The following is a 10579-nucleotide window of genomic DNA, read 5'->3' as shown; positions in this document are numbered from 1 at the left end:
CTTCCCACCTGGTGCTACTTCCTCTGGAACCTCAGGTCCCAGTCTCCAGGTGTCCACGATCAAGGGGAAGCTTCACAGGCTCTGGACAACCAGAACGGCGGACAAGCCTGACGATCCACAGATCTTGACAATTGCTCGGCGGACGTCGGGGTTACCGGTGAGACGCTCCGCAGCTGGGTGCGCCAGGCCGACGAACACGCCGGCCGCGATCACAGCCACGGCGATCCGACCGGTGCGAGCCGGGACGAGGAACTGGCTCGGCTGCGGGCGGAGAACGGTCGGCTGCGCAAGGCGGAGAAGGAGTGGGAGCTGGAGCGGGAGATCCTGCGCCGGGCAGCGGCCTACTTCGCCAAGGAGATGAAGTGAAGACCTGCCGCTGGGACTTCATCTCCGAGAATCGCGCTGGTTTCGGCGTGCAGCGGATATGCCGGGTCCTTGATCCGCAACAAGCCGTCCGCTGCCTGCCCCTACCCCAGGGCGATCATGCCCCGCACACGAAGAAGTCCCTGTTCATCGAACAGGGACTCCCTTTGCCACAACGCACTAAGATGGCGGCGGATTCCCAGCCTGGCTGGATACAGCTGCGCCGCTATGCCGGTTGGGTCCGTAGATTGACCAGAGCCAGAGCCCCAGTGCCTCCCAGCCGGCCAGCGCCGCGCCCGTCGCCGCCAGTGTGAGTCCGGACTGGACGCCGACTGTCGTCGCGGCGATGCCAACCAGTGCCAGCAGCGCCCCAACTCCGCACAGTGCGCGTAGCCGTTCGCGATGCCCCCAAGCCTGTCTCAGAACCATCTGCTGCCACCTTCGTTTGGATGTTGGTCGGGCCACGCTTCGGTCATCACCGTTTTTCATCCGTTAACCGTTCCGCTGGTGGGGCTGCTGAGTTGGCCGGCCTGCGGAGCAGGAACGTCGAGACGGATCGAGGTGGACGCCTTGATCAGGCCGAATACGACAGCACGAGCGAGGAGGAGACCACAACGCATGACGAGGAAGAGTTTGTGTCCCTTCAGTCGTTCGGGCGTGGTCAGCGAGCGTTGGTCAGCGGCGGCGCGCGATTGCGTCGATTTCAACGGATGCGCCGCGAGGGAGAGCTGCCACTTGCACGACCGTCCGCGCAGGACGCGGCTCGGTGAAGTGCTGGACATACTGGTCGTTTGCCAGGGACCGGTCAGCGATGTCGGTGACGTAGTAGGTGAGTTTCACAACGTCGGACAGCCCCAGGCCAATGGATTCCAGGCGGCGCCCAACGGTCGCCAGCGCCGCGTCGAGTGCCTCCTTCCGGCCCTCAACGAGGTTCTCGGCCTTGTCTACGGGCAGGCAGCCCGAGACGAACACCGCGTGGCCGATGGATGCGGTATCGGAGTAGGGGTGATCGAAGTCTGAAGACGGCATTGCGTTCCCTTCTTAGATGTGTGTGGTGCTCAGGCGGGGGTCCGGCCCCACAAGAGCTGACCCGAGTCCACGGTGAACACGGATCCGGTGATAGTCGAGCCGTCGGTGTCCGAAGCCAACAGGGCATAGGCTCCGGCGACGTTGTCGGGTGTGGGCGCGATGCCTGTCGGCAAGCGGTGGGTGACGTCGGCAGAGCTCGGGAGAGCCCCGCCTCCGCCCAGTGCCGGCGGAGCAACGAGTTCGGTCTGCACGTATCCCAGTGCCACTGTGTTGACCCGGACCTGGCCGGCGAGGTCGTATGCCAGTTGCTTGGCGAGCCCGAGTACTGCGTGCTTTGAGGACACATAGAGCGGTCCCCCGAAGCCGGGCGCCAGGCTGGAGATCGAACCAGTGAAGATGATCGAGCCGGATGTCCGGACAAGCTCGCCGAGGGCTGCATGCACAATCAGCAGGGCCCCCTTGAGATTGACTCCGAAGATCTGGTCATATGCCTGATCGAGCTGTTGGGTACTCAGGTCGCTGATCTTGACGTTCTGGTCGTGTACGCCGGCGTTCGGTACGAGGACATCGAGTTTCCCGAAGCGTTCCAGAGCTACTTGGACGGCCCGCTGGCAGTCGTGCGGATAGGTGACATCACCTGGGACGGCGACTGCCCTGTCTCCAAAGGGCTCCACACTTCGCTTGAGCTTGTCCGCGTCGCGCCCCATGGCGACGACGCGGGCGCCTTCCCGGGCGAACCGTCGTACCACGCCTGCACCGATTCCGGTGCCTGCACCCGTAATCAGGGCGACAGTGCCGTCAAGCCGGCCTGGCAGGGGCTCGCCGCTCGATGCAGAACGGTTGGCAGGCATGGCGGACATCAGTTTGTCTCGCTCAGGCGACGACGGCGTCCGGAGTCGACCGTCTCCCCCACTCTGAAGACGGCATCGGGCTGAGCAATGTAGTTCATCTCGTTGATGGGCCAGCCCATGGACGCGATGATGTGCAACGGTTCGTCGCCGACGCTTACGAAGCCGTGCACCGCCATGCTCGGCACGATCACGGTGTGACCGGGACCCAACTCAAGGGTCTCCTCATCGACTGTGAATCGTCCGCGGCCGGCGATGATTGTGATGTTCTCTTCGAAGTAGTGCCAGTGCAGGGGAGCCTCGTTACCGGGCTCGAGGATCTGTTCTGCGATCCTGACCTGGCGGGCGCCATTGGATGCGGTCGCCCACGCGCGTGAACGAACCCCAGGGCGCCACTCTTCCCATTCGACCTTCTCGTGGTCCACAACTATCATCGTCGGCTACGCTCCTTCTCCTACTGAACTCTTCGAAATGAGTGGTGTGGGCTTGAGGCCAGCTCAGGAACCGTGTGTGAATGATTCCGGCCGGGTGGCGCCCCAGGCGCTGAAGGCGTCGAATTCGCCCGCCTTGCGGACGATGGGATCAGTGCGTTCGCCGAGGATCCGGGGCATCTCTGCGGACAGTTCGTAGCGGTTGCCGCCAGGTGTCCACAGATACGAGTAGAGGTTTCCTCCCACGCCGTGTCGTCCGGGACCGGTTTCCAGGAGATGCCCCGCGCTGGCCAGAGTGTCGGCGGCGCGCTTCTGGTGCTCCATGTTGTCTACCGTCCAGGCCAGGTGATGCAGCGAGGCTCCTGGCTGACAGCGAATCAGTCCAACGTCGTGGTGGACTTCTCCGGCACGGGTCCAAGCCGCCTGCCACTCGTCGTCGGCGTTGAGGAAGATGTCGGAGATTTTGAAGCCGAGTCCGTGCGTCAGCACATGCGCAACTGCACGGGCCTCTGCGTCATCGCTGAATGCGATGGTGATGTGATCGATGTCAGCCGGCCCGACGCCGCGACGCTGCGAGCTCGTGTCAAAGCCGGGGTGGCGATACAGAGGTCGATCGGGACGAGGCAGCAGCACCACTTCCTGTCCGGTGGGCAGGTGGAATGCCACGCTCGTGGGCTGCTCCGGGGCGGCGTCGCTGCGCCGTTCAGTCGTCACACCGATCACGGCGAGTCGTGCCTCGAACTGCTCCAGCTCGTCCTCAGAATCGACGCCGAGGGCGAACGACCTCACCCCGGTCCCGCCGTCGGTCAGAACCAGCTGCGCATGTGGATCGTCGATGTCGCAGCTGAGATAGATCTTCCGGCCCTCTCTGGACACCTCGCGCAGTCCCAGGACGTCAATGTTGAACTCGAGCGCCTGGTCGATGTCGGTGACCGCCAGCTCAGCCCAGACCAGTTTCTGAAGCGCCACGATCATTCTCCTCTCTTGAGAACAGTGGGAAATCAGCGCTGAACGCCAGATCGGACTCAGGACCGAAAGGAGTCTCCAGCGCTTCCAGGTAACGCGCGACCGGCATCCGGCTCAGTTTCTCGACAAACCCAGCCGAAAGCGTCCGGGTCCGTCCAGTACGGATAGCGGCGATCCGCAGTTGATCACCGGCCGGTCCCGGTACTACCTCGAGCCTGACCCTCGCGAACTCATTGCCGATCAGCACCACTGATGGCAGGGGCTCGCTCGTGTTGCGCTGCATCGGCTTCCCCACTCTCTTGCGTATGCTTTGTTAGTATACTTAGAAACTGAGAATTGTCTCGTCCCAGTTGAGTCCCGCCGAAATTGCTTTGCGATAACGGGCAACGAAGGCTGGCTGATTCAGCGCGAGCGCCGCGACCAGATTTTCTCCACGCCCGTAGAGGATGACCCTTCGAAGCCCGTCGTCTACCACATGGACACGATCGTGACCGGTGACGCAGCCGACAACCTGCAGCTTCACGTTGTACTGGTCGGTCCAGAAGTACGGAATTTCGTTTGCACTCCGGACTGACGATGGGCCGCCGGCCAGCTCTGAGGACAAGTTCACCGCAACCGTGTGCGCGTGGTCAGCTGCGGTTGACCAGTGTTCCGCCCGGATCAACCCGAGCTGCGGATGTTCCCATCGGGCCACATCGCCTGCCGCATAGATTCGTGGTGCCGCTCTCAGCCCTGCATCGCAGACGACACCGTCGGCAACGCGCACCGAACTTCCAGCGAGCCAGTCGGTGACGGGCTCGGCTCCGACCCCGATCACCACTACGTCGGCGGGTAGCCTCTCGCCGCCATCGAGCTCGATCTCTTGTACGCGCTTGTCTTTGGTCACGAACTTCGCGACACCCGTACCGCAGATGACACGCACGCCGTGCGCCTGATGCAGATCGGTCAGCCACCCTCCTGCCACCGGCCCGATCGCGCCGGCCAACGGTACGTCGCCTCGCTCGACGACTGTAACTTCGATGCCCTTGGCAACTGCCGAAGCCGCCACCTCCAGGCCTATGAAGCCGCCACCAACTACGACGAGATGTTGCGCTGACTCCAGATCCCCGCGGAGCGCGAGTGCATCCTCGAGTGTGCGTAGAGAATGAACCCCTTCCACGTCAGGCTGTCCCGGCAGCCGACGTGGCACCGACCCGGTCGCGATCACAAGCCCGTCAAAGCACAACTCCTCGCCGCCATCGAGTGTGATGGAATCGTTGAGGAGATTCCCGGCGGCCACGCCCCTGCGATGGTCCACTCCCAGTTCCGCGAGCCGGTCACCGTATGGCAACCGGATGTCCGCCGGTTCTACGAGTCCTTGCAGCAGCTGTTTGCTGAGCGGGGGCCGATCATAGGGCTGTGCGGTATCCCTATCGAGGAGAAGAATTTCTCCACGATAGTTCTGAGTCCGCAGCTCCCGGCAGACACTGACGCCGGCGAGCCCACCGCCAGCAACGACGATGCGCATCAGCTCAGTCCTCCAGCCTGATCGCCTGGACCGGACATCTAGCCTGTGCCCGTCTGACCTCATCGGCGAGCTCGGGCCCGATAATCGCCGTGAGGAGGACGGCTTGTCCTGTCCCATCGTCAATATCGAAGACTCGATCAGCTTCGATGACGCAGTTCGCGTAGCCGTCACACTTGCCGAGATCAATCTTTACATTCAAGTTTCACTCCTCTTCGCTCCTCGTTACCCGTCCTGCTGACAGCAGTTCGTCGGGGATCCAGGTCAGTGTCTCGAGCATCAGCGCGTCGACGTACTGGACGTCGCCGGTGAGCACTGACGTGATCTTTAGCCGTTGGCCATTGGCAGCGGAGTCGGGCTCCAGACGCACGATTCCGCGGCCGGCCGCGTCGCGGAGTTCCATGGCGCCTCCCGGGAATCCTGCATCTTCAGAGGAAGACATTGAGGTTCTCAGCAGCGAGCCGAACCTGGTCGAGCACGACCGTGCGATCGGCAATCTTCAACTGGCCGTTTACCTCGATAAACCGGTCGGTGCGTTCGCCATAGTAGCGATTCTCTTGCGATTCGTTCCGCGCCCGGAAGGCAAGGACGTTGCTGACAGCCACAACTTCTGAGTTGTCGACAGTCAGGTCAAGAATCTGCACGAAGTAGCGCAGCCGAGAAGGCGGCACTTCGCTCCACGCGTTGCTGCTGGCAAGCTTCCCCACCCGCAGCTCCATCGTGTCCCGGTTCTCGTCGTAATAGCCGAGCTCACCTTGGGCAGCCACCATGTCTGCTCGCGCATCGGTGCTCCTGACCACTGGCATCCTGTACCGGAACTCCGGCGCGAAGAACGACAGCCAGTCGAGATAGTCACCACGTTGCAGCATCCGGATCTCATGCCGATAGATGCTTTCCACCGCCGGCCACAGCACTTCAGGTGAGGGTGCGTTACTCATGTCACTGCTCCATCAGCTGGCGCCAGTAGCGATAGAAGGACCGTTGATTGGCTTCGGTGATGAAAGCCTCACCCATTACTCCCGGTAGTGTGGCCCCGGTCCGCTCCTTCACCGACACCTCATGCCCCAGCCCCATGGTGTAGTTGAACGAGTAGCGTTGGGCGACGACTCCCCGAGTTGCCTCGCTGATTGAGGTCCAGATTTCGCCGTCGTCCTGCTCAAACATTCCGCTGGGCCCGAAGGACAGGATGTACTGCCGCATGGCCGCGTCCTTGAGATCATCTGGCAGAGAACGGTCCACCAGACACCAGGAATTCACGTCGATGCGGTGAGGGCCAACCGGCTGCCACTGGCGGAGGGTGAGGAACCGCATACTGTCCATGAATGACAGATTCGGAAAGATTGAACCGACACCGACCGGTACGAACTCCACAAGTTCCGGCTTGTCCTGACCAATCCTCTCCTGCACCTTGCGGAGGTGCGCGGTGTACGCCGTGACTGCCTCGGTTCCCTGCTGAGCACCTCCCTTCTCACGGGTAAATCCGTGCCCGCCGTCGACGTGAATCGTGTGCCCGTACTCTGTTACCCGATTACGTAGACCCACTTCTACACTCGATGCGTGAGTGGATGAGAGGTGGTATTGGTCACCGGAAAAGTTTTCGGCCGGAATTTTCCAATTCGTCTCAATTTGCCACTTGTGTACACCGCCGATGGCTTCGAAGCCATTTTCCGACCGCCCCAGCATGAGGTCCAGGTAGGGCATGAAGTCGCCAAGATATTCATGCAGCGACGGCGCGTCCGGGTCCCAGGTTGCAAAGATCAGACCGTGCACGATGCCGAGCTTGGCCACCTCAATCAGCTTGATCGAAGAACGGTCCAGCTCGCTGTGGTATGCGGTCCGCAGTCGGGGCACACCGATGAGGTTGCCGTCGAGATCGTAGGTCCACCCGTGGTACGGACAGCGAAGGGCCTGCGAGTTTCCCTGGTCTGCACGACACAGCTTGGGGCCACGATGCCGACAGCTGTTAAGGAAGGCCCGGATTTTTCCGGACGAGTTGCGGGTAACGACTACTTCGTCCTCGCCCATTCTTGTGGAGATGTAGTCACCAGGACTTCGCAACTGGGTTTCATGGCCAAGGAACAACCAGCACTTGGCGAAAACCTTCTCCAGTTCCGCTCTGTACACGTCCTCGTCATGGAACGCAGCGATGCCAACCTCTGCGCCATCACCGCGGACGAACGACCCGGGCGTGACATCGCGCCGTTCTTTCGGTGTGCTTGTCACATCGACTCCACTTCATGACTGTCGAAAAGGTGCCAGTGCCGGTTCAGCGCAGCGTTCACGACACCAAATTGATCCTGGTTGAGAACATGCCCTCCCCCCGGCACCTGCAGGAACTCCGCCCCAGGAATGCCATCGGCTAGCACTCGGCTCTCCGGTGCCCCGGTGATCTCGTCGTCCTCGCCGCACAGTACGATCGTCGGAGCCTGGACGGCACCGAGCACAGGACGGTGATCGGTCTCGGCTAGGGTGCGTGTCGCTGCAGTGAAGCCAGGCAATCGAACTGACGCAGTCGCATTGTCGACGATGCGTCTACGCAGTTCCGGCGACGCGCGCCGCGATACCTGCCGGTCCACCCGGGCTTGCGCCCAGGCGCGAACGCCGTCATGTTCAAGCGCCGCAATGCGCGAGCTGAACCCGTCACGAACCGCTTCGTTGTTCTTCCGCCCGTATGTCGACGAGACGAGTGCAAGCGTGCGGACGCGCTTCGGATGCCGCAGTGCCAGCCGCGTTGCCACCACACCACCCCACGAGACCCCAACCACGTGCGCATCCTTATGACCGCACTCGTCAAGCAAGTCCGCAGCCGCATCCGCGTAGTCGTCGAGGTGCGGCTCATCCCCGGGGTCACTGGATTCTCCGTACCCAAAAGCGTCCCAGGCGATCAGCTCGAACTCGTCACCGAAAGTCTCGAACTGTGCCCAGAACGACGCGCCGGCTCCCCCTACACCATGGAGCATCAGGACCGCGCGGCCGTGCCCTTTGGTTCGCGCGCCGACCTGAGCCCCACCCGGAAGGGTGTACAGCACGGGCTCTGGCAGCGCAGCCGTACTGACGACCATCGCGACCTCCTGAGAGGTTGGCAGAAACCTGTCTTGCGTTCCGCCAACCAGCCGGTGAACCGTTACGTACGCCAGGTTGGCATACTAGACTTGTGTTCTGCAATGGGGGATCCCGCTTTGTCGTGGAGGAGCCTCTAGCTTGGCTCTGCCGGGGATCTTGGAGTTGTCGAGGTCAGCTGCCCAGAGTTCGCCAGGACTTCAGCCGGCGTATCTCGCGCTGGTCGAGGTAGTACTGGAAGGCAGTCGGCCGGCGGGGCGTGGGCGTTTCTTCCGCCGGTGGTAGTCCGCTGAGGCGCTCGATGTTGACGGCGATGGCCGTCAGGATGTGCTGGATGCGGGCCTTTCCCTGTCCTCGGTAGCGGCAGCGTCGCATGCCGTGTCCGTGGGCGAACTCGTTGACCGTGCCCTCCACTCCGGAACGGACCGCATAGCGAGTCTTCCACTCGTGGGTCTGTTGCTCGGTGCGGACGCGGAGTTGCAGGTCGCGGAGCTCGCGCGGGGGAAAGCCCACGGTGCGGGCGTTGTCGGCGGTGGTGGTCCACTGTGTGCGTGCCGGGCAGGGACGGCACTGGCTCTTGGTGAACCGTGCCACGACCAGCGGGGCCGCGGTGGGCGAGGAGTTCGGGTAGGGGCCGTGCCAGCCCGCGCTGACCTGTCCCTGGGGACAGGTGACCTGCTGGCGGTCGTAGTCGATGTGGAAGTCGTCCCGGGCGAAGCCCTAGTTGCGGCGATGCTGGCGGGTGGGGTTGCTCCGGAGGGGCCCGGAGACGGTGACCTCGTGTTCACGGGTGGCTTGTTCGAGGTGGGGCAGGGAGGTGTAGCCGACGTCGACCAGGTGCTCGGCGGGCAGCAGTCCGCGGCGGGCGAGGCGGGTGTGGATGCCGGGCAGGACCTGTGATGGAACCCGGGATCGTCCAGCTCCATGGCCATCGCGTACCTGAAGTCGATGCGGCAGCGGACCGCCTCGGCCGCCTGCCGGTCCGAGAGGCCGAGTAGGAACTGCAGCACACAGACGGTGGCCAGTTGCGCAGGCGAGAGACCCGGCCGCCCGTCCCGTGGGTACCAGTCGGCGAAGTCCTCGTCGCACCACAGCCCATCCAGCCGGTCCCGCACCCATATCGCCGCCGTGCCACCCGGGTTGCTCGCCCGCGCAACCTGCGCGGTCAGAGACGGGACTTGCTCACCGGAACGGGGGCGCAGGGACAACAGACACCTCGACAACTGCATCGGTCGGCGGAACTACCCGAGCATGCCCGCCGATCATGCTGCCGCACCGGCAAACTCCAAGATCCCCGGCCAAGTCAAGCTAGAGCTACCGTGATTTCACGTGTGATGACTCACTGATCGGACAGCGGAGCTCCCGGGTTGGAATGATGAGTCTTGGTCGACAAGTCGTTCTACCGGGGCTCCGCTTCCTACGTTCGACGTTCACGCAGATCAGGACGCACTTGCGCGCAGCCCTGCGACCGTAACTTCACGGCCTTGCTCTTTAGCAGGCCGCAGTCCAACTCGAGGAGGGCGAAGCCTGACGCGGTTCGCACGTTCACCTACTTGCGGCAAATCTCGCCCTCGAAGCGGACAACGCCGACAGCATGCTGGTCTATCCCGTCTTCGCCTGCCGGCATGCTGAGCCAGCCGCGACTCCGAAAGGTGCCGCCGTAACCCGCGAATCTCCCCGTGGCCTCAACCACGGTGTACTCCACCTCCAAGGTGCTGACTCCGTCTTCCGTGGAGGTCTCCAGGACGGCATGGTCTTGCGTGCGCAGCCTGGAGCCAGCCTTGTCGAGAAAGACGTGATACATCGTGTACTCGAACCTGCCATTGCCGACGCTGTGCAGGTCGCTGGTGTTCTCCCCGTAGGCCGCACCGTCAATGGTGCCTGTCATTGCACCGATGCCAGAATTTTCGGTCAGGGTGAAGAGGTTGGCCGTGCCGCCCATGCTGATGCACTCAGGCGCCTCGGTATGACGCTGGATCGCCATATGGTTCGTCCTTTCCGGGTATAGAAACGCGCGTCAATCGCCTGGCCATAGTCAGCACCAACCCAGTCAACGGACAACAAATGTTGCCGTATTGGCAAAACGGACTGGACCGATAGCCCGAGGCTAGAGGCCCAAGGCGGTGCCTTCGCGCAGCGGCGCTGGCAGGTGACGACCTTGCCATGCACCTGTTGGTGACCTCTTCTGCAGCCGTGCTTCCTCGTCCTCCTGACGACGCCCCTCCCCCCGCTTCCGCCGTTTGCAGGATCAGCAACACAGCTTGCCTACTGAGCAGCGGGCGAGGACTTTGGCCACGAGAGGCCGCCTTCCGCGCTTGTAAGGAGATCTTGATGACCACACCCGACAGCATCGAGCCGGCCCGGTTCTGGGAGGACCG

The 10579-nt window shown here is 62.9% G+C and carries 13 protein-coding genes and 2 pseudogenes; 1 reads left to right on the top strand and 14 read right to left on the bottom strand.

Features of this window, described 5'->3' with window-relative positions:
• Window positions 1-135: 135 nt before the first annotated feature.
• Window positions 136-437, top strand: a pseudogene (locus KVT45_RS57465) (IS3 family transposase); the annotation flags it as partial.
• A gap of 601 nt (window positions 438-1038) precedes the next feature.
• Here KVT45_RS57465 and KVT45_RS53880 read toward each other — a convergent pair.
• The 14 genes and pseudogenes from KVT45_RS53880 to KVT45_RS53820 all read right to left on the bottom strand — a co-directional run bounded on the left by KVT45_RS53880 (window position 1039) and on the right by KVT45_RS53820 (window position 10185).
• Window positions 1039-1392, bottom strand: coding sequence for a RidA family protein (locus KVT45_RS53880; RefSeq protein WP_217562274.1), 354 nt, complete (start codon window positions 1390-1392; stop codon window positions 1039-1041).
• Window positions 1393-1421: 29 nt separating this feature from the next.
• Window positions 1422-2252, bottom strand: coding sequence for an SDR family NAD(P)-dependent oxidoreductase (locus KVT45_RS53875; RefSeq protein ID WP_217562272.1), 831 nt, complete (start codon window positions 2250-2252; stop codon window positions 1422-1424).
• Complete coding sequence (locus tag KVT45_RS53870) at window positions 2252-2665, bottom strand: cupin domain-containing protein (protein WP_217562271.1); 414 nt, start codon at window positions 2663-2665, stop codon at window positions 2252-2254. The genes KVT45_RS53875 and KVT45_RS53870 overlap by 1 nt, the downstream gene beginning before the upstream one ends.
• Before the next feature lie 72 nt (window positions 2666-2737).
• Window positions 2738-3640 carry a VOC family protein gene (locus tag KVT45_RS53865; RefSeq protein ID WP_217562269.1) on the bottom strand — a complete coding sequence of 301 codons (903 nt, stop codon included), beginning with the start codon at window positions 3638-3640 and terminating at the stop codon, window positions 2738-2740.
• The gene (locus KVT45_RS53860; protein WP_217562267.1) at window positions 3612-3920 is read right to left on the bottom strand and encodes a hypothetical protein; all 309 of its coding nucleotides are present in this window, start codon (window positions 3918-3920) and stop codon (window positions 3612-3614) included. Before KVT45_RS53860 ends, KVT45_RS53865 begins: the two co-directional genes overlap by 29 nt.
• A 39-nt stretch (window positions 3921-3959) precedes the next feature.
• Complete coding sequence (locus KVT45_RS53855) at window positions 3960-5144, bottom strand: NAD(P)/FAD-dependent oxidoreductase (protein ID WP_217562265.1); 1185 nt, start codon at window positions 5142-5144, stop codon at window positions 3960-3962.
• A 4-nt stretch (window positions 5145-5148) separates the two neighbouring features.
• Window positions 5149-5343, bottom strand: coding sequence for a ferredoxin (locus tag KVT45_RS53850; protein WP_217562263.1), 195 nt, complete (start codon window positions 5341-5343; stop codon window positions 5149-5151).
• Window positions 5344-5346: 3 nt separating this feature from the next.
• Window positions 5347-5544, bottom strand: coding sequence for a hypothetical protein (locus KVT45_RS53845; RefSeq protein ID WP_217562262.1), 198 nt, complete (start codon window positions 5542-5544; stop codon window positions 5347-5349).
• A 25-nt stretch (window positions 5545-5569) separates the two neighbouring features.
• Window positions 5570-6079: an aromatic-ring-hydroxylating dioxygenase subunit beta gene (locus tag KVT45_RS53840; RefSeq protein ID WP_217562260.1), complete on the bottom strand. Its 510-nt coding sequence runs from the start codon at window positions 6077-6079 to the stop codon at window positions 5570-5572.
• Between the two features lies 1 nt (window position 6080).
• Entirely contained in the window at window positions 6081-7364 is a 1284-nt protein-coding gene (locus tag KVT45_RS53835) for an SRPBCC family protein (RefSeq protein ID WP_217562258.1), read from the bottom strand.
• On the bottom strand, window positions 7361-8203 hold the full coding sequence (locus tag KVT45_RS53830) for an alpha/beta fold hydrolase (RefSeq protein WP_217562256.1): 843 nt from the start codon (window positions 8201-8203) through the stop codon (window positions 7361-7363). The genes KVT45_RS53835 and KVT45_RS53830 overlap by 4 nt, the downstream gene beginning before the upstream one ends.
• A 172-nt stretch (window positions 8204-8375) precedes the next feature.
• A complete protein-coding gene (locus KVT45_RS57460) occupies window positions 8376-8897 on the bottom strand; it encodes a transposase (protein WP_308311165.1) in 522 nt (173 codons plus the stop codon).
• A 257-nt stretch (window positions 8898-9154) separates the two neighbouring features.
• Window positions 9155-9430 (bottom strand): annotated as a pseudogene (locus tag KVT45_RS57455) (transposase); the annotation flags it as partial.
• 320 nt (window positions 9431-9750) lie between these two features.
• Complete coding sequence (locus tag KVT45_RS53820; RefSeq protein WP_217562254.1) at window positions 9751-10185, bottom strand: hypothetical protein; 435 nt, start codon at window positions 10183-10185, stop codon at window positions 9751-9753.
• Between the last annotated feature and the right edge of the window lie 394 nt (window positions 10186-10579).

The organism is Streptomyces sp. GbtcB6, assembly GCF_019091475.1.
GTDB lineage: Bacteria > Actinomycetota > Actinomycetes > Streptomycetales > Streptomycetaceae > Streptomyces > Streptomyces hyaluromycini.
This window is presented reverse-complemented; position numbering and strand designations above follow the sequence as displayed.